The 18210-nt window shown below is 66.4% G+C and carries 14 protein-coding genes, 1 pseudogene and 1 CRISPR repeat array; of the genes and pseudogenes, 10 read left to right on the plus strand and 5 right to left on the minus strand.

The window, feature by feature from the left end:
• Window positions 1–40: 40 nt before the first annotated feature.
• From BZB76_RS34065 to BZB76_RS34475, 3 genes and pseudogenes are all read right to left on the minus strand, one after another.
• Window positions 41–1057, minus strand: coding sequence for a hypothetical protein (locus BZB76_RS34065; protein ID WP_147449254.1), 1017 nt, complete (start codon window positions 1055–1057; stop codon window positions 41–43).
• Between the two features lie 57 nt (window positions 1058–1114).
• A pseudogene (locus BZB76_RS00525) lies at window positions 1115–1931 on the minus strand (IS5 family transposase).
• A gap of 1047 nt (window positions 1932–2978) precedes the next feature.
• Window positions 2979–3128 carry a hypothetical protein gene (locus BZB76_RS34475; RefSeq protein WP_170180453.1) on the minus strand — a complete coding sequence of 50 codons (150 nt, stop codon included), beginning with the start codon at window positions 3126–3128 and terminating at the stop codon, window positions 2979–2981.
• 507 nt (window positions 3129–3635) lie between these two features.
• Window positions 3636–4070: a CRISPR direct-repeat array (repeat unit 30 nt; unit sequence GTTGCGATCCCTCGTAGGGGCGATGAGGAC).
• 396 nt (window positions 4071–4466) lie between these two features.
• Here BZB76_RS34475 and BZB76_RS00530 point away from each other — a divergent pair.
• Genes BZB76_RS00530 through cas2 form a run of 8 tightly spaced genes read left to right on the plus strand, consistent with a single transcriptional unit; the run spans window position 4467 to window position 12536 of the window.
• Window positions 4467–5294, plus strand: a complete 828-nt coding sequence (locus BZB76_RS00530; protein WP_246006681.1) for a CRISPR-associated endoribonuclease Cas6 — start codon at window positions 4467–4469, stop codon at window positions 5292–5294.
• Complete coding sequence (locus BZB76_RS00535) at window positions 5291–6694, plus strand: hypothetical protein (RefSeq protein WP_147449255.1); 1404 nt, start codon at window positions 5291–5293, stop codon at window positions 6692–6694. The genes BZB76_RS00530 and BZB76_RS00535 overlap by 4 nt, the downstream gene beginning before the upstream one ends.
• Window positions 6691–7713: a type I-B CRISPR-associated protein Cas7/Cst2/DevR gene (gene cas7i, locus BZB76_RS00540; protein ID WP_121432317.1), complete on the plus strand. Its 1023-nt coding sequence runs from the start codon at window positions 6691–6693 to the stop codon at window positions 7711–7713. Before BZB76_RS00535 ends, cas7i begins: the two co-directional genes overlap by 4 nt.
• Window positions 7710–8375 (plus strand): CRISPR-associated protein Cas5, encoded by a 666-nt coding sequence (gene cas5 / locus BZB76_RS00545; protein WP_246006682.1) that lies wholly within the window; start codon window positions 7710–7712, stop codon window positions 8373–8375. The genes cas7i and cas5 overlap by 4 nt, the downstream gene beginning before the upstream one ends.
• A 5-nt stretch (window positions 8376–8380) precedes the next feature.
• Complete coding sequence (cas3, locus tag BZB76_RS00550) at window positions 8381–10792, plus strand: CRISPR-associated helicase Cas3' (RefSeq protein WP_211342765.1); 2412 nt, start codon at window positions 8381–8383, stop codon at window positions 10790–10792.
• Complete coding sequence (locus BZB76_RS00555) at window positions 10789–11286, plus strand: CRISPR-associated protein Cas4 (RefSeq protein ID WP_211342766.1); 498 nt, start codon at window positions 10789–10791, stop codon at window positions 11284–11286. Before cas3 ends, BZB76_RS00555 begins: the two co-directional genes overlap by 4 nt.
• Window positions 11283–12269 carry a type I-B CRISPR-associated endonuclease Cas1b gene (cas1b, locus tag BZB76_RS00560; RefSeq protein ID WP_246006683.1) on the plus strand — a complete coding sequence of 329 codons (987 nt, stop codon included), beginning with the start codon at window positions 11283–11285 and terminating at the stop codon, window positions 12267–12269. The genes BZB76_RS00555 and cas1b overlap by 4 nt, the downstream gene beginning before the upstream one ends.
• 3 nt (window positions 12270–12272) lie before the next feature.
• Window positions 12273–12536 (plus strand): CRISPR-associated endonuclease Cas2, encoded by a 264-nt coding sequence (gene cas2 / locus BZB76_RS00565; RefSeq protein ID WP_121432319.1) that lies wholly within the window; start codon window positions 12273–12275, stop codon window positions 12534–12536.
• Window positions 12537–13441: 905 nt separating this feature from the next.
• Here the strand turns inward: cas2 and BZB76_RS00570 are convergent.
• The gene (locus BZB76_RS00570) at window positions 13442–14596 is read right to left on the minus strand and encodes an FAD-dependent monooxygenase (RefSeq protein ID WP_170180454.1); all 1155 of its coding nucleotides are present in this window, start codon (window positions 14594–14596) and stop codon (window positions 13442–13444) included.
• 54 nt (window positions 14597–14650) lie between these two features.
• On the opposite strand from BZB76_RS00570, the gene BZB76_RS00575 reads away from it, so the two are divergent.
• A complete protein-coding gene (locus BZB76_RS00575) occupies window positions 14651–15232 on the plus strand; it encodes a TetR/AcrR family transcriptional regulator (RefSeq protein WP_121432321.1) in 582 nt (193 codons plus the stop codon).
• Window positions 15233–15296: 64 nt separating this feature from the next.
• On the plus strand, window positions 15297–16007 hold the full coding sequence (locus BZB76_RS00580; RefSeq protein WP_121432322.1) for an ABC transporter substrate-binding protein: 711 nt from the start codon (window positions 15297–15299) through the stop codon (window positions 16005–16007).
• Between the two features lie 328 nt (window positions 16008–16335).
• On the opposite strand, the gene BZB76_RS00585 is transcribed toward BZB76_RS00580, so the two are convergent.
• Complete coding sequence (locus tag BZB76_RS00585; protein WP_211342767.1) at window positions 16336–18204, minus strand: CocE/NonD family hydrolase; 1869 nt, start codon at window positions 18202–18204, stop codon at window positions 16336–16338.
• Window positions 18205–18210 lie beyond the last annotated feature (6 nt).

The following is an 18210-nucleotide window of genomic DNA, read 5'->3' on the forward strand; positions in this document are numbered from 1 at the left end:
CCGGGGTGCGCCCCCGGACCGCACGCGGGATGGTGCTCGATCAGGAGGACATCGACATCGTGCAGCGCACAGGCCGCGTACTGGCGTTGCAGTGCTCAAAGCCCGGGGTGGACACCCAGTACGGGTCCCGGTTCAGCAGCCGGTACTTCCCACTGAAGCCGCTGGAGAAGGCCCCTCCCATGGACGTGCCCTTTATCCAGTTGGACATCGCCGAACGCCCGCAAAGCTCTCTGAAAGTCGGTGCCTGCTTCCGCTCGTCGTTGTATAGGTGCCACTCGCCCCGGACCTTGCGGGTGGCGTAGGTCTTCAGACACTGGTCGCCGGAGGAAACTGAGTTCAGGCCACCATAGGCAGCTGGCATACCGCTGGAGTTGTAGGAGGCGGCGAAGGCGAATTCATCACAGCTGGGCACATCTTTGCTGTTGATCTCTGGCAGAGACGCGGTCTCGGGGTGAGCATTTTTCTTGGCCCAGCCGCTCAGACAAATCACATCGCGGTTGTCATCTGGGGTACGGCCGGGATTGTCCGCCCTATCCCTAGGTGCAAGGTAGTACATCGGCGCGTTGTGTTGTTTGCTTCCAGGGTGGTTGGGCAAGGTCGATCTGATTAGCCAGGCGTGAGCTGCGGCAGCGGAAACCTTCTTGCTATTGAAAGTCCAGGTTGGACGATACTTGGTGAACACGCAGCCTGGCTGAGCCCCGACGATGCCGTCGTAGCGTATCTCAGCATCCAAAGCCGTCCAGCCACGAGAGGGCATCTGTTCGTTAACCAAAGGTGGAAGCGTCGCGTAGGCGGTAATCTTCGGAGATAGGTGGAGCACGTTCTTGGCGCCTGCTTGGTTTCCGCCCGTCCAAGTGTGAGTGGTGTTCCCCACGGCGACGTGCTTATCATCCCGGCCCCACACCAGAGCACCGTCCCACGTCGTGTTGCCGGCGCAAGGGCCATCCACGCAACAGGCATCCGCGTCGAAACGGATATGCCCGGTGAGCGGGTTGACGGTATCTGTCGGCACGAGTGTCAGTTCCTGATGGAAGACGTTGGACTGGCCGGACAGCATGTACCGATCAAGGAACAGCCAGTCCCCATTAAGATATTTACCCTTGCCGCCTTTCTTTTACTTAAGAGCGTGTAGTTTGGCGAGTTTCTTGTAACAGGTGATGGCGGCTGCCAGGAACGCAGTGAACAGGCAGCCGTGGCGTTCGTAGCGGACGGTCAGTCGCCGGTAGCCCAGCAGCCAGGCCAGGGCCTGTTCGATCACCCAGCGATGCCGGCCCAGGCGCTCGCCGGACTCGACGCCGGGCAGGGCGATACGCGGCACGATCCCGCGCTCGCGCAGCCAGAACAGATGCCCGGCCGAGTGGTACACCTTGTCCGCGCGGACCTTGACCTGCCTGCGGCGGCGTGGCCCGCGCCGGGACCGGATCGCCGGTAACGCCATCAGTAGCGGCTTGAGCCCCGGCTGTCGTGCACGTTGGCGGCCGAGACGCCGACCACCAGCGGCAGCCCGACGGCATCGGACCGCTCATGGAGTTTGCTGCCCGTCCCGCCCCGGTCGACCGGATTGGGACCGGTCAGCGATCCCCCCTTTTCACGCGGACCGCGGCGGCGTCCACGATCGCCGACGCCCAGTCCACCTGCCCACGCGCCCCGAGCTCGTCCAGCACCACGCGATGCAACCGTGGCCACAACCCGGCTCGGGTCCAGGCGGTGAACCGGCGATGCGCGGTCGGCGCGCTCACCCCGAACTCACCCGGCAGATGCCGCCACGCACACCCACTGGTCAACACGTACACGATCGCAGTGAACACAGCCTGATCGTCCACCCCCGCCGTCCCGCCACCCTGACGACGTGGCGTGAATTTCGGGACCAGCGGCTCGGCGAACTCCCACAACTCATCCGGCACCAGACGCAGCGCAAGATCCGACGACACAGTCCCGCAGTATCCAAAAGAACACCCACAATCCACATGAGACACGCTCTTTTGGTTCAGCTGAGAATCGAGGGCACTCCACACCTCGGCAGCAACCGCGCTGTTCGCCGACGCACCGCGTATCGGACGGACTATCCCGCCTGCGCGGGGCCGACGACATCGAGCGCCTGTCCGCCTCTTGCCATACGCCATCCCCGCGTGCGCGGGGCCGACTCGATGGCGACGAACGTGAGCTTCCCGCTGACCGGACCATCCCCGCGCGGGGATGGTTCTGGTCCTTCCCCGAGCCCGTGCCGTGGGGGGACGTCGGCCCCGCCCACGCGGGGATGGTTCCGTGTAGGAGCGGTTCCCGAGCACGATCGCGGGGTCGGCCCCGCGCAAGCCGGGATGGTTCCTATCTGGCAGAGATCGTCTCGCGCGTAAACGCTGCGGCCCGTACCCACGGGAATGGTTCGCGGCTTGCGATCGGGATGGCGTGTTCGTTGTGTCGGCCCCACACGCGCAGGAATAGGTTTCCATACTTGGCTCGAAGCGGCGCGGAGAGACCTAACCCGTAGCGATTACTTAGGCCAGCAGCATTCGATAGCGTTGAGCCCGTACACGGGACGTCGTGTACGGGCACAAACGCTTGCTACGACGGGCATGCGGTAGTTATCGGATATTGATGCGGTAGACGTCGCCGATTGGGTGGCCGGCATATGAAAATGGCTGTAGTCGCCCCTCGGACACAAACCATTAGCACATGTGGAGGTCGGGACCGCCCTGGCTTCCACAAGTTGTTTCTGCGGGTAGTACGTCATCCTCACCCCGAGCTCCTGTACAGATCCGCCTTGTCATCGGGATGCGCGTCCACCCCGCCCGAGCAAGTTCACCGGTCCGGTACAGCAGCTCCACGAGCCCGTCACTACTGATCGCCTGGTCGGGCGGAACGGCGCTCACCTCGCCTTCCAATCGAGCACGTTCCAGCTCGGCATCATTGATCCACATCGCAACCTGGACAGGGTCGGCACCCGCGTTGAGCGCGCGCAATACTGATTGAGGCGCCGCTCACACGGCAAGTTGCTTGCAGAGCCGGTCAGCGGCCGAGTTCTCCACACCGTTCACCGGACCGGTCATCGCCTCGACCGTGGCCTGAATACGGGACGGTGAGAACGCCGTCACCAGCCAGGTGTCGATGCCCATGATGATCTTGGCCACGCGCAGGTAGACGGTATTGGGGTAGACGATCTTGTTGGCGAGGGCGTACTCGGCCGGGAACCGGCACCGATAGTAGGCCTGATCGTTGTTCCAATTGCCCTCATCCGGCGTTGCAATACCCGCAGAGCAGACACCCCTCGGGGCGCGTGGGGGCGCCGGGTGCGGTGCGCCATGTGGACCGCAGCGCCGCGCCCACGTGAGGCCAGAATGGCCTGGGCACATTCGAATTCCTCGACCGACACCAGCGGTTCGTGGACTTATCGCTCGGACAGACCCACTGCTCACGGTCGTTCCAACGCAGCTTGGTGGTGTGGCCGAGCGCGACATCGTCGACGTGGAGCAGGACCTCGTCTTCGCGTTGTTTGTGCCGGACTTGCCAGCCGGTGTAGTGAACCCGCGCCGCCGACTTCGACCACGCCACCCGCACCCAGTGCTGGTTCCGTGACGGGTCGGCCGCTGACGGGGACGGAACGCCTTTTCGGTGAGTCCCTCGGCGATGTCGAACAGGTTGCGATCCCTCGTAGGGGCGATGAGGACCGCCGTCTCTTTTGACACGCCGTACGCCGTTCGGCAGCAGTTGCGATCCCTCGTAGGGGCGATGAGGACCGGGAGACTCGTGGCCGTGGGTTGGACGGTGCGACGTTGTTGCGATCCCTCGTAGGGGCGATGAGGACGGCGGCCGTCCGGCGGGTGGGCCGGGAGCCGCTGTAGTTGCGATCCCTCGTAGGGGCGATGAGGACTCCACGGCCGCCGGATCCAAAGGGGCCGCGAAGGCGCTGTTGCGATCCCTCGTAGGGGCGATGAGGACTACCGGTCTTCGGTCCGGCGGCGAGGATCGTCAAACCGTTGCGATCCCTCGTAGGGGCGATGAGGACCCGCCACCATGGAACTGGAAGGGCTGATGCTGAAGGAGTTGCGATCCCTCGTAGGGGCGATGAGGACCCCAAGGTAAAGGTGCTGGTCATGGGGGGTGGGGCGGGTGGGTTTTGGGGGTGGTTTTCAGCGGGCCTTCGGTAGTGCGGGTGAGGCCGGTGTGTCGCTGAAGTTCGAGGCTGTTGAGGTGTCAAGGAGCGAGGTTAGAAGGTAACAGTGGCGTTCGGTCTGGCGGGTTTGGGTGGTGTTCGTGCCACTGGTTGCTGGCGGCCCCTCAGAGGGACGATGAGTGTTGGGGGTCTCGGGTCTGTTTGACAGGAGAACCAGTCTGTTGCGACCCCGGGTGGGCTCAGGGAATGACTGTGCGTCATGGTAACGGCTCCTCTGGGACCTTTGTCGGGGTTGCCGATCAAGATCGAGACTAGTTTTCCTGTTTCTCGGACATGTCGGGAGTGGGGCGTTAGCGTGGGCGTCGTCACGCAGGAGTGGTTGGTGGTCACTGTTCCAGAGGGTGCCGACATTGCTGTCGAGTGGACGGGGAGGGGCATGTTACGGCTGCGGTTGGACATCCACACCGAGGCGCGGGAGCTGGCCTGGGGGTCGGTTATTCGTCCTGGGCGAGCGTTGGTGTATTCGCTGATGGATCGGGTGGTTCCTGAGCTTGGGGTGGAGGTTCATGCTCAGGGGTGGAAGCCGTACGGCATGGTGCCGTTCGGCTACTCGGCCCCGGTGTTTCCCGGGGCGCCGCGGCGGCGTGGGGTCTATGCGCTGGGTGGGCCCGGGATGTGGGAGTTGGGTAGCCCGGTGCTGGAGTTGGTGGAGGCGTTCGGGGCGGCGCTCGCGGGGATGCCGGTGCTGGCTTGGGGGGCTACGGCGTTTTTCGTTGATGCGGTTCATGTGGTGGAGGCTCCGTCGTTCTCTTCGGGCCGGGCCGTTTTTCGTACGGGGACGCCGGTGGTTCTGAAGGGGTCAGGTGTTGGGCCCTCGGGGGTGCGCGAGACGCGGCAGGACTGGTTGCTGCCGGGGGAGCCTGGGTGGGATCTGGCTTTCGAGCGCAATCTGCGACGCAAGGCCGAGACCCTGGGACTGGATTCCGGAGTCGTCCTGGAAAGGGTGACCTGGGTCGGGCCCAAGCGGTCGTTCGTCGTCGCGGGCAGTGCCGGGGCGGGCGGGAGTAAGCCGGGTGCGTGCGTGGAGGTGGAGGTCAGCGCCGATCCGGAGGTTCTGCGGGCCTTGTGGGTCTGGGGGTTGGGGCAGGCGAACAGCACCGGCTTCGGGTGGGTGTGCGCATGAGCTCGGAGCAGGCGCGGCTTGTGTTAACGGCGCATCCGTTGCAGCGGGTCGGTGCGTACGCGGTGGCCGCGGTGGCCGGTGACCTTGGCCCGGAGAGGCTGTCGGCCGAGGACTTCGAGCAGGCCGTGAAAAGGATGACACGGGACGCGGTCCGGGCGGCTCTGGTGCGGGACAGCAAGATCGCCGAAGGGTTCTGGTTAAAGGCCAGTTATTCCTTCAATCCGAATTCGCCGATGAATCATCCCAGTAATGGGAAGAAGTCCGCGGACGTCATCAAGGCGGCGATCGAGAACTGGCGAGATCCGTCCGGGAGGGGCCCTCTTCAGGGTGTCGATTGTGTGTTGTGCGGGCGTCCGGCCACTGGGTTCTTCGGCAAGCTGGACGTTCCCCTGGCCGAGAGTGACGCTTACCGGAACAGCACGCCGCGCGGGCATGAGGGGATGGCATTGTGCAGGCCGTGTCTGGTGTGTTTCCACGCGCTGCCTTACGGGAGCCATCTGACGGGCGGCGCCTCGTACGCGCTGCACAGTTGGGATGCGCGGTTCATGCGCAGGACCGTCCAGCGTCAGGTGGACCGCAACCTGATCATCGCTGAGACCGGCAAGGTCACCGAGGGGTACGCGGCGGTCCGTGAGGTGGTGGCGTTGCGGGCGCTGCGCGTTTACGGCGAGCGGCTCACCGCCGGGGTTGAACTGCTGGTCTTCAATAACAATAATCGCGGCCAGTCCCTGGAAATCCATTCGTTGGAGCAGCCCTTGGCGGAGTGGCTGCGCAGCACTCTTCGTCCGGCGAACAAGAAGGGTTTTGCCTTCTTGGTGAAGGCCCACGTCACGGCCTATTCGCCCGGGGTTGTGTTGCTGGCCCGCAATGTCTTCGGCGAGCCTGCGCGGCTGTTCAACACGGCGGTCCGCTATCTGGGACGGGTCGTCCCGCGTCCCGACCATGACCGTGAGCAGGCGGCCTCCGTGTCGGACCTGCTCTATTCCTTCGTCACCGAGGTGGTGCAGATGAACGAGAAGGATCTCGCCGAGATCAGGACGGCCGCGCACAAGGTGGCGGGTCTGCTGAGCACGCAGGAGACCGGCGGGAAGTTGAACACGTTGCGCGCCTCCATGCGGGATCCGCGCAAGATGCGGGCGTGGTTGAAGCGGGAGAGCCTGACGTGGGCGATACAGCCGCCGGAGGGTGCCGAGGGGCCTCTGGTGACCGAGCGCGCGTTCGTTCTGCTGTTCGGCCCTGGTCAGGACAACCCCGCCTGGTTCCACCGCGACGTCTTCCTGTTCGGCGTGCTGGAGCGGCTCTCCGAGCTCGGCTGGCGTTCGAAGAAGGTCGAGGAGGACCTGGAAGAGATCGACAACGCCACCGACGCCGAGTTCGTCAACAAGGAGGAAGAGCAGTGAGCTACCTGGCCGGAAAAATCGTCCTGGACATCGTCGCCGGTGCGCCCAACAACGGTGAGGGTGAGGACAACATCGGCAAGGCCAAGGCGCTGCGGGTTGGGCGGGACGTCTACCCGTACGTGTCGGCGCAGGCGGTGCGCCGGTGGCTGCGTGACTGTCTTCCGTCGGACGAGCCCCGCTCAGGAGTGACCCGCTCGGGGTCGGGCAAGAAGCAGCAGGCGTACACCGAGGGCCGTCCGGACCGCTACCTGGACGACGACCTGTTCGGCTACATGGTCGCGGTGAGCAAGCAGAACTATCAGCGCGACACCGTGCTGGCCACCGGCACGTTCGTGTCACTCACCCCGCAACGGCCGACCGAGGATTTCGGGACGATGAGCCGGAACTTCCCGGCCGGGGAGCATCCCGTCATCCACCAGCACGAGTTGTACAGCGCGGCCCTGGCAGCCGACGTGCTGCTGGACGTCCCGCGGGTGGGCGTGTTCGAGACCGACGGCAGCGGCCTTCGCGTGGCGCTGAGTCCGGTAGCCGCGCAGGAGGCCGAGGCCGAGGGTTCCGAGCGGACGGTTCTGCGTGGCACCGACGCGCTGCGCCTGCCGCAGGAGGAGCGCCGTCGCCGGATCGCGGTGCTGTTGGAGACGTTGGCGAAGCTGCGGGGCGGTGCCAAGCAGGCCTTGCACTACGGCGACCGGACGCCCGCGCTGGTGTTGCTGGCGCCGGTGAAGGGAGGCATCAACCCCTTCACCCGTGTGGTGGGCGCCCGTGACGGCAAGCCCGTCTTCGACTCCGACGTCCTGCGTGAGGAGATCAACGCCTGGGCCGACGAGCTGGATGGACCGGTCAGGCTGGGGTGGGCGCCGGGGTTCCTTGGGGATCAGCGCGACAAGGCGATGCGGGAGCTGAAGGACCTGATCGATGACGGCACGGTGACAGTTGAGCACCCGCGCGTCATGCTGACCAAGCTTGCGCGGGAGGTACGGCAGGGCGTCCACGACGGCTGGTTCGAGGACCCGGCGTGACCACGACGCGGTCCGTTGCGCTGGAGGCGACGTTCACCGCGCCCGTCGTCTCCTTCCGCAACCCGCTGTACGCGGGCGTACAGGTCACCCTGCCGTGCCCGTCACCGGCGACCGTCGGCGGTCTGCTGGCGGGGGCCGCCGGAGGGTGGGACGCCGTCGACCGGGGGTTGCGGTTCGCGATGACGTTCCGGTCAGGGGGGAAGAACGTCGACTACGAGACCTACCATCCGCTGGACGCCTCGGGTAAGAAGGCGTCTCCCACCCCGCGGCATCGTGAGTTCCTGGCCGCGGTCGTCCTGAAGGTGTGGTTGCTGGAGGACGTCGATGGTTGGTGGCGGCGGCTTCGGCGTCCGGTGTGGCCGTTGCGTCTGGGACGCAGCCAGGACCTCGTCGGGGTCTCGCTCCGCCGGGTGACGCTCGACCCCGGGCCGGGGGCATTGCGTTCGGCGATCGTCCCCGACGGGGCTGGAGTATCGGGAGGAACACCGCTGAGGCTGCCGACGGCCGTCGGCCCTCGCCGGGACCGGACGAAATGGGACACCTACCGGTACGACTCGACGGGTCTCAGCCGGACGCAGGTCCCGGAGAGCTGGTCGACCGAGGAGGGGCAGGCGGTGGCTCTGCTGCCCGTCTGCCATCCCGACTCCGTCGCCTGGCGGTGATACCGGTGGTACTGGCGTCCGTTCACGCCAAGAGCAGCCGGGACGGACGTCCGCCGGAGCCTCTCATCGACCACTTGGCGGCGGCGCGTGAGGCGGCCCACCAGCTCTCCCGTCGAGTGGGGAGGCTTCCGGACCTGGACGACGGCCTAGGGCCGCTGTTCTGGCCGGTCGTCGAACTCGCCGCGCTCACTCATGACGGCGGGAAGATCCCCACGGGCTTCCAGGACATGCTCGCCGGACGAATTCGGCTGTGGGGAGAACGGCACGAAGTTCTCTCCTTGGGATTCCTGCCATCCCTCGTCCATGACCCGGACCTGTTGTTATGGGTGGCCACCGCCGTGGCCACCCACCACCGGCCCCTACACGGTGAACCCGGCCGCGACCTGGCAGGGCTGTACGGCGACTGCGATATCGCCGAACTGCGGAAGAGAATCGGGCCGATTTCTCCGCAGGCCGTCCCCGAGTTGGAGGAATGGTTCCGCGAAACGGCACGGACGGTCGGCCTGCCGGTAGCCGACGCGTCGCGCGCTCCGCTGACCACCGAGGCCCTTCTGGAGGCCGCGCACGGGTTGCTCGACCTGGTGCTGGAACGGTGGGACGAACGAGCCGCACCCGACCTCGGGCTCACCGCCGTTCTTCTGCAGGGCGCCGTCACTCTCGCCGACCATCTGTCGTCCGCGCATGGACGGCTGTCTCTCACCCAGCCCTTGGACGGCTCCTTTCGTACGCTCCTCGACCAGAGTTTCCACGGTCAGGGCAGGACGTTGCGTCCCCACCAGGTCCGGGCCGGGGCGCGGCTGGGGCATCTTCTGTTGCGTGCGCCGACCGGCAGCGGCAAGACCGAGGCCGCCCTGCTGTGGGCCGCAGCCCAGGTCGCCGAGCTGACCGGCAATACCGGTGGAGTGCCTCGGGTCTTCTTCGTTCTCCCCTACCTGTCGTCCATCAACGCGATGGCCGACCGTCTCAAGGGTCTTTTCCAAGCACCCGAAGCCGTCGGAGTGGCACACTCCAAAGCCGCCTCCTATCACCTCGCCGCGTCAATCACGCCCGAGGACGGCGACGAGACCGACCAGGACGACGATCCCTGCCGCGTCAACGCAGCGACCAAAGCCATTTCCCGGGCCGCGGCCACCAAGCTGTTCCGTGAAAACGTCCGAGTCGCGACCCCTTACCAGTTGCTGCGCGCCGCCCTGGCCGGCCCCGCCCACTCCGGCATCCTCATCGATACCGCCAACTCCGTCTTCGTTCTCGATGAACTTCACGTCTACGACCCCAGGCGGCTCGGCTACATCCTCGCCTCCGCACGACTTTGGGAACGCCTCGGCGGACGCATCGCCGTCGTCTCGGCCACCCTCCCCGAGGTGCTGTGCGAACTCTTCACCCAGACACTCACCCACCCCGTCGGCCTCGTGGACGCCGAAGGACTCGACCTCACACCCCGGCATCGCCTGCGCATCAGGGACCACCACCTCACCGACCCGGCGGCGCTCGCCGAGATCCGTTTCCGCCTGTCCCAGAACGAGTCCGTCCTGGTGGTGGCCAACAATGTCGCTCAGGCACTGGAGTTGTTCAAGGAACTCGCCCCAGAGACCGAAGAACGTCACGGCCAAGGCTCCGCGCTGCTGCTGCACTCCCGATTCCGCCGGGGAGACCGCAACGGCATCGAACAGAAAATCAGGAAAAGGTTCGGCGCAGGCCTAACAGAACGGCAACCGGGCCTCCTGGTAGCGACGCAATGCGTCGAGGTCAGTCTCGACCTGGACTTCGACGTGCTAATGACGGCCGCAGCCCCTCTTGAGGCCCTGCTCCAACGATTCGGCCGCGTCAACCGCCTCGCCGCCCGGCCTCCCGCCGACGTCATCGTCCACCACCCCCACTGGACGACCCGTCGCAAGGAGCCAGGTCTCGACTACGCCGATGGCATCTACCCCCGCGAACCCGTCGAAGCCGCCTGGCAGCTATTGACCGCCCACACCGACACCGTCGTCGACGAAACCGACGCCACCACCTGGCTCAACCACATCTACAGCACCCCATGGGGAGCCACTTGGCGCGAAGAGGTCCGCGAACGCTGCGAGGAATTCACCCGCAGACTGCTCACCTTCCGCCGCCCATTCGACTCCCGCTCCGACCTCACCGCCGTCTTCGACCAACTCTTCGAAGGCACCGAAGCGATCCTCACCCAGGACTACGACGACTACACCGACGCCTTGGCCCAAGCCCCCGGCCAGCCCAAAGCCAGCCGTCTGCTGGCTGACGAATACCTGATCCCCATGCCGTATTGGGCCGGTGCTCTCAGCGGTTACGACAAGAAGCTCCAGGTAAACGTCGTCGACGGCGACTACGACGAGCGTCTGGGCCTGCGCGCCGTTCGCGGCGCCGCCCAGCCCACCTACCAGCCCGGAGAAGTCCTGTGATCGAAGCCGAAGACGTCGGCGGCACCCACGTCAAATACCTCTACCACTGCCGCCGACAACTCTGGCTCTTCCTGCGGGGCATCCGACCCGAACATCTGAACGCAACCGTGCAACTGGGCGAAGCCGTTCATGACACCACCTACAGTCGCCACTCCCCCGTGGACCTCGGCGCAGCCCGCCTCGACTTCGTCGACGGCCAGAAATGGGTTCACGAGGTGAAATCGTCCAGCAGACCGACCGCCGCGGACGAAGCCCAAGCACGCCACTACTGCCACCGACTCCACCGCGTCGGAGTCGACGCGCAAGGGGCAGTCCTGCACTACCCCAAGACCCGCCGAACCAAAAAGCTGATCTACACCGAGCAGGACGCGACACAAGCGGAAGCCGATATCGCCGCCGTCCTGGCAACCGCGGCTCTACCCGTCTCGCCACCCCGCCTCACCCGCAGCGCCTGCCGCGGATGCAGCTTCACCGACTACTGCTGGACGGAGTGACCTTGCCGACCGCTGCCCGTACCTACTGGCTGACAAGCCCCTGCCGGATCCGGCGCAAAGACCAGTCACTGCTGATCGAACGCGAAAACGCCTCCGCCGTCCACATTCCCGTCACCGATGTGCGCGACATCGTCGCCTGCGCCGAAACCGACATCAACACCGCGGTCGTCTCCCTCCTCAACCGGCACCGCATCAACGTGCACATGCTCAGCTACTACGGCGACTACGCCGGGTCCCTGCTGACCTCTGACACCAGCACCTCAGGTGAGACCGTCCTCGCCCAGGCTCGGCTCGCCGGCGACCCCGACGCCGCCCTGAAAATCGCCCGCGACATCGTCGACGCCACGGCCTTCAACGTCCGCCGCATCGTTGACCGCAAACTCCTCGCCCGCCCCTACGCCGCCCTACAAAACTCCATGGCCGAAGCCGAAAGCGCCGCCCACATCATGGGCGCCGAAGGAACCTTCCGCCGCTCAGCCTGGGCCGTCATCGACACCAAACTCCCCGAATGGCTCCAACTCGACGGACGCAGCCGCCGCCCACCCAAGAACGCCGGGAACGCCTTCATCAGCTACGTCAACGGCATCGTGTACGCCCGCGTCCTCACCGCCGTCCGCCTCACCCCGTTGCACAGTGGCATCGCGTTCCTGCACAGCAGCATGGAACGCCAACGACACTCCCTCGTCCTGGACCTGGCGGAAATGTTCAAACCGCTCTTCGCCGAGCGCCTCCTCCTGCGCATGGCCAGCCGCAACCAACTCAAAGAACACCACTTCGACAGCGACACCAACCAGGCCATGCTCAGCGAAACAGGCCGCAAACTCGTCGTCCAAACCGTCCGGGACGAGTTCGCCGTCACCGTCACCCACCGCACCCTGGCACGCCCGGTGGCCTACGACGAGCTCCTCTACCTCGACGCCCTGGCCCTGACCCGCCACTGCCTAGAGAACACCACCTACAAGCCCTTCCGAATCTGGTGGTGACCCATGTACGTCGTGGTCGTCTACGACACCGCAGCCGAACGCAACCCCGTGATCCTGCGCACCTGCCGCCAATACCTCCACCACGTCCAACGCAGCGTCTTCGAAGGACAACTAACCCCAGCCCAACTACGCCGCTTCCAAAACGCCGTCCACACCGCCCTCGACCTCACCTACGACAGCGTCATCGTCTACACCTTCCCACCCGGCACCACCCCCCAACGCCACGCCTGGGGAGCCACCGAACCCGAGCCCACCGACATCCTCTAACCCGTTCCTTGACACCTCCACACCGCAAAACTTCAGCAACACACCGGCCTCACCCGCACTACCGAAGGTCCGCTGAAACCTTCCCCCAAAACCCACCAGCCCCACCACCCCTGACCAGCAGCTTTACCCTGGGGTCCTCATCGCCCCTACGAGGGGTCGCAACACGAAACCGCTCCACGTGTAATCAGCCGGCTCCGACGCGTCCTCATCGCCCCTACGAGGGGTCGCAACACACGGTGGACTGTGCGCGGCCGATGCGGCGGGCGAGTCCTCATCGCCCCTACGAGGGGTCGCAACAGCATGATGTTCAGCGGCCCGAAGTCGGTCTCCACCCTGGTCCTCATCGCCCCTACGAGGGGTCGCAACTACAGGGCACCGCTCGTGGTCTTCGCGCACCGTTCTCGTACATGCTTCTAACCGGCGCAGTCGGACACAGACCTTTTGCACATGTGGAAGTCGGGACCACTCTGGCTTCCACGAGTTGTTTCTGCGGGTAGTACATCATCCTTAGCCCGAGCTTCCTGTACAGATCCGCCTTGTCATCGGGATGCGCGTCCACAACCGCCCGAGCAAGTTCGCCGGTCCGGCATAGCAGCTCCACGAGCCCGTCACCACTGATCACCTGGGCCGCCAGGACGGCGCTCACCTCGCCTTCCAACCGGGCGCGTTCCTGCTCGGCTTCGTTGATCGCGACCTGGACGCGGTCGGCGCCCGCGTTGAGCGCGGCGCGGTACTGGTTGAGATGTACGTGATCCCCTGGCCGCTTCGACGCCGAAAACGGTGCGGCCGAGGGGGAACTTGTAGTCCTTGCTGTGGATGGCCATATACGGCCCAGATGGACGGAAAACCCCGACACTGTTCGCCCACGAGCGCCGACCTACGACGGAAAGTCGACATGATCGATATTAGGAATGCCAAATGGTGGCGAGCTGCCGGGTAGCCAAACGGGCCGGGGTCGCACGCAGTGCGGTGTCACGCACCAAGGCGGCGGCCCCGGTCAGGGAGGTTAGCCGGGACTGCCGCTCGGCGGCTCGCATCAGGCGGTTGGCGCGTGGGCGGCGCTGCGCGTCGTAGCGCAGCAGCCGCTCGACCACGTGCGCGGGCTCGGCCGCCGCTAGATGGTGGGTGAGTGCGGCGGCGTCCTCGAAGGCCTGGCTGGCGCCCTGCCCGAGGTCGGGCGTCATGGCGTGTGCGGCGTCGCCGAGCAGCGCGATCCTGCCGGTCGCGAACGCCGGCAGCGGCTCGGCCAGGCAAGCGATCGGGTCGACGTAGACGTCGTCGGCCGCGGTGGCCGCCAGCAGTGCGGGGACGGCCGGGTGCCAGTCGGCCATCAACGCCAGCATCAGCTCACGAGCCTGCTCCGGCTCCGGGATTGTTTCGGGCAGCGGAGAGTCGGTGAACCAGTACAGCCCGTCCGCACCGAGGGGGAACAGCCCGAACATCGCACCAGTGCGCCGGTCGATCAGGATGCCGGCCAGCAGCTCCTCCACGTCCAGCTCCGCGGGGCAGGGCAGGGTGCCGCGCAGGTCCATACGGCCGATTCTGCGCAGCCCGCGGTGGCCGGGGAACAGCTGTTCGCGCAGCCTGCTGCCGATCCCGTCGGCCGCGATCACCACGTCCGCCTCGTCGACGCGCTCACCGCCGCTGAACACCGCCACGGCGTCCACGCCGACCTCCAGCCGCTCCACCGGTGTCGCGACACGCATCGCGTCGGCGGGCAGCGGGGCGCGCAGAACCCGGTGCAGCTCCGTCCGGTCGACCACAACCATCGACCCGACCTTGCGTTGCGCCTGCACGGCGTCGGTGATCAGCAGCGGCCGCCCGCGCCAGTCGCGCAGCCCTCCGGTGCGGGCGGGGGTGGGCCGCGCTCCGCCGATGTCACTGGTGTCGTAGCCGAGTTCCTTTAGCGCCCGCAGCCCGTTGGGCATGATCACCACGCCGGTGCCCGCTTCGCGGAGCTCGGCGCCCCGCTCGTAGAGGATGACCTGGTGCCCCTGACGGTGCAACCCCACCGCCGCCGTCACCCCGCCCAGCCCTGCGCCAACCACGATGACACGCATGACACCCTCCATTCACTACGATCGTACTACTACGACTATTGATATCATCGTGCGGTGCCGCCCACCAACCTCGCTCGCCGTCAAGCCCTGAGCGATGCCGCCATCGACCTGCTGGCGGCATCGGGTGTGCACGGTGTGACCCACCGGGCGGTGGAGAAGCAGGCGGGGCTGCCGGTCGGCACGGCGTCCAACTACTTCCGCAGCCGCGAGGCACTGCTGGTGGCCGCGACCGAGCGGGTGGTCGAGCTGCACATGGCCGACATGGAGCAGGCGGCCGAACACCCGCCACCGGGCGGTGCCGACCTGGTGGAGATGCTGACCGAGTCGTTGTTCACGGCGGCGACCACGCTGCGCGACCGTTACATCGCGATCTTCGAGCTGCAACTGGAGGCAGTACGCCGCCCAGCGCTGGCCGCAGCGCTGGCGAAACTGCAGGAGACCGCGGTGCGTTTCACCGCCGATCAACATGACCGGTTGGGACTGAAGATCGCACACGAGAAGGTCCCAGCACTCATCGCGCTCTACGGCAGCGCCCTGTTCGCCCTGGTCAGCGCGCCCCCCGGCACCGTCACCCGGCCCTTTGTCAAAACCATCGTCGACACCATGGTGCACGGCACGGCCGTATCGAATCTCTGACGAAGCCGTAGTCGAGCTACGCCGTTCACGCCCCGAACCGGACACTTAGCCGGGCCGTCCCGAGGTGCTGATCTGCGAAGAGATCATCTCCGCGCTGGACGTGTCCGTCCTGGCATCGATCGTGCGGCTGTTGCGCGGGCTCCAGGACGAGGAGGGCCTGGCCCTGCTGTTCGTGACGCACAACCTCGCCCTCGTCCGCACCCATCATGGAGCGCGTCATCGCCATGCGCACCGGACGGCTCGTGGAGGCCGGACAGGTCGACGACGTGCTCGACCGTCCGGACGGCCCGTTCACCAAAGGCTCATCGCGGCGATCCCCGAATTGGTGCCGCGCCCGCAGAATCACAGTCGCGGAAGGAGCGGACATGACCATGAAGGAGTCCCCCTTCGACGACGCGCGGGGCGGCAGGCACTGCGGTCGGCGATCGGCCGGGGGCAGGCGCTCACGGCGTGCACGTCCGGGCACGGCGTGGTGGCGAACGACCTGCCCGAGCCGTTCGCGCCCGGCTATCCCAAGTCGTTGGTGCGCAGGCGGGACGTCGCCCGAGCGCGCCGGTTGCTCAAGGAGGCGGGTAAGGAGGGCGTCACGGTCGAGCTGGTCACCGGCGCGGTCTCGCCCGAGGCCGTGCCCATGTGTACGGTGCCGGCGAAGAATGCCGCCGAGATCGGGATGACCGTCAAGGTCCGGCAGGTCCACACTTCCAGGCTGTTCGGCCCCAACTTTCACGACTGGAAGGTCTCGGTCGAGAGGTGGCGGCCGCAGGCGACTACCTGACCCTGATGACGCTGACCGACCTCAGCGACACCACCACGCTGACCCACCCGACGTCCGCGAGCTGCGATCGATCTCCGAGAAGGCGCAGGCCACCGGCGACCAGGCCGAGCGGCTGCGGCTCACCGAGCGGATGTACCGGATCCGGTTCGACCGCGGTGGCTGGATGATCTTGTTCTTCGCCAATGTCGAGAACGGCCAGGAGGTCCAGACCGGCGGTTGGTCCGAGAACGACTTTCTGGACGGACGTTCGACAACGTCCACTTCGGGCAGGTCCACCTGGCCTTCGGCTGACCCGCGGCGGGGACGCGGGTCAGCCGTTACGCCGGGGTCAGCGGACGGGCGTCGGAATGATCGGCAGCGTGATCGACGACGGGTGCTCCGGGTCGTGCAGGACGGTCTGCGACGCGGGCTGCGTGGTCGTGTCGGCGCCGAACTTCCCGCCCGTGTTCGGGTTCCGGTCGTACATCGGGAAGTTGCTGCTGGAGATCTCCAGCCGGATGCGGTGGCCCGCCTTGAACACGTTGCTGGTCGGCCACAGTTTGATCGTGTACTTGTAGACCTCTCCGGGGGTGATCAGCTCCGGCTTCTCCAGCGAGACCCGGTAGCGGGCGCGCTGGAGGCCGTCCCGGACCAGCATCGAGGTGCCGTCCGGGTAGACGTCGGTGAGCTTGGCCGTCCAGTCGGTGTCCTTCGCCGAGGAACTGGCGTACAGCGTGACCGAGATCGGGCCGGTGACCTCCGTGTCCTTGGTGAGCCTCGGGCTGGTGTAAACCAGCACGTCCTGCCGCTGCTCGACGGACCGCTGGTCCCGCGGGCCGCCGGGAACCGAGCTCTGGAAACGGCCGCCGACGCTCGGTACCGGGTTCGCCGGGTCGTACCGGTACTGGTCGGGCTTCTCGGCCGTCGCGGGCGCGGTGTTATCGAGCGTGCCGCCGCCGTTCGCCGTGTTCGCGTCGCCCTTGCTGTGCAGGTAGTACGTGGTGTTGACGGTGCCGGGGATCGGCCAGGAATCAGCCGTGCGCCACTTGTTGGCGCCCATCACGAAGACCTTCACCGGCGGATCCTTGTCCACGCCGTTGTCGATCCCCTTCAGCCAGTAGTCGAACCAGCGGAGGTGCAGATCGCCCCATGCGACGACCGCCTCCGGACCGAAGTCGACGTCGCCCACCCTGCGGCCCGAGCCGCCGTGCGTCCACGGCCCGACGAAAAGTTTCGTGCCCTGCTTGGCGACCTCGGACCCGCCCTGGGCGCGCATTCCGGCGAAGTTCTCCACCGTCCCGTTGAGGAAGATGTCGGACCAGCCACCGAAATTCAGGGACGGCACCTTGATCTGCGGATATCTCGTGTTGGTGCTCCAGCGCTTCCAGTAGTCGTCGTAGCTCGGGTGGTCGATCCAGTCGAAGTAGTACGGCGCGATGCGGTTGTCCCCCGGGTACAGCGGCGGGAAGTTGTTCAGCGGTTGGTGCTTGTACCACTTGGTGTGCAGGTCTCGCGACGCCTGGGTCATCTCCGCCCGCAGCTTCGCGGCGTCCGGGAGCTTGCTGATGACGCCCCCGTTGAGGAAGCTCAGCAGCCAGTCCTGGATGAACGCCTGGTACAGCGCGCCGCCCTCGTAGGTCCATCCCTCGTAGATGTCGGAGGACGTGAACCCCGGGGCGATCGTGACCAGGTGCGGGGGCGCGAGGGTGGCGGGCAGCCACTGCGTGAGCCCCGGATAGGAGAACCCGTACATGCCGACCTTGCCGTTGGAGTGCGGCAGAGCGGCGGACCACTCGATGGTGTCGTAGCCGTCCTCGGCCTCACTCCGGTACGGGTAGAAGGTGCCGTCCGACTTGTACTCGCCGCGGACGTCCTGCACCACGACGATGTAGCAGGCCTTGGCGTAACGGTCGGGGGGACCATAGACGAAGCTCAGGGCGCCCTCCTTGTTGTAGGGCAGCCGCATCAGGATGACGGGGAAATCGCCCTCACCCTTCGGGGTGAACACGTTGCTGCGCAACACCGTCCCGTCCCGCATGGTGGCAGGGACGTCCTTCTGGACGCTGAATTCGCACTCCTCCGCCTTCGGCGGGGCATCGGCCGCCACACCGGGCGCGGCGGCGACGCCACCCAGCAGCACCACGGCCGCCGCCACAAGGGACAGCCGCCAGCTGCGACTTCTTCTGTTCGCCCAGGTCATCCGCCGTCTCGCGCGCATCGCCGC

Origin of the sequence: Actinomadura pelletieri DSM 43383, assembly GCF_003634705.1 — a bacterium.
In the GTDB taxonomy this organism is placed as follows: domain Bacteria; phylum Actinomycetota; class Actinomycetes; order Streptosporangiales; family Streptosporangiaceae; genus Spirillospora; species Spirillospora pelletieri.

Bases quoted from the DNA above. Each gene is read 5' to 3' on its own strand.
- cas2 (WP_121432319.1), top strand. From the start codon at position 12,273: ATGTACGTCGTGGTCGTCTACGACACCGCAGCCGAACGCAACCCCGTG.
- BZB76_RS00570 (WP_170180454.1), bottom strand. From the start codon at position 14,596: ATGCGTGTCATCGTGGTTGGCGCAGGGCTGGGCGGGGTGACGGCGGCG.
- BZB76_RS34065 (WP_147449254.1), bottom strand. From the start codon at position 1,057: ATGCTGTCCGGCCAGTCCAACGTCTTCCATCAGGAACTGACACTCGTG.
- BZB76_RS00535 (WP_147449255.1), top strand. From the start codon at position 5,291: ATGAGCTCGGAGCAGGCGCGGCTTGTGTTAACGGCGCATCCGTTGCAG.
- BZB76_RS00585 (WP_211342767.1), bottom strand. From the start codon at position 18,204: ATGCGCGCGAGACGGCGGATGACCTGGGCGAACAGAAGAAGTCGCAGC.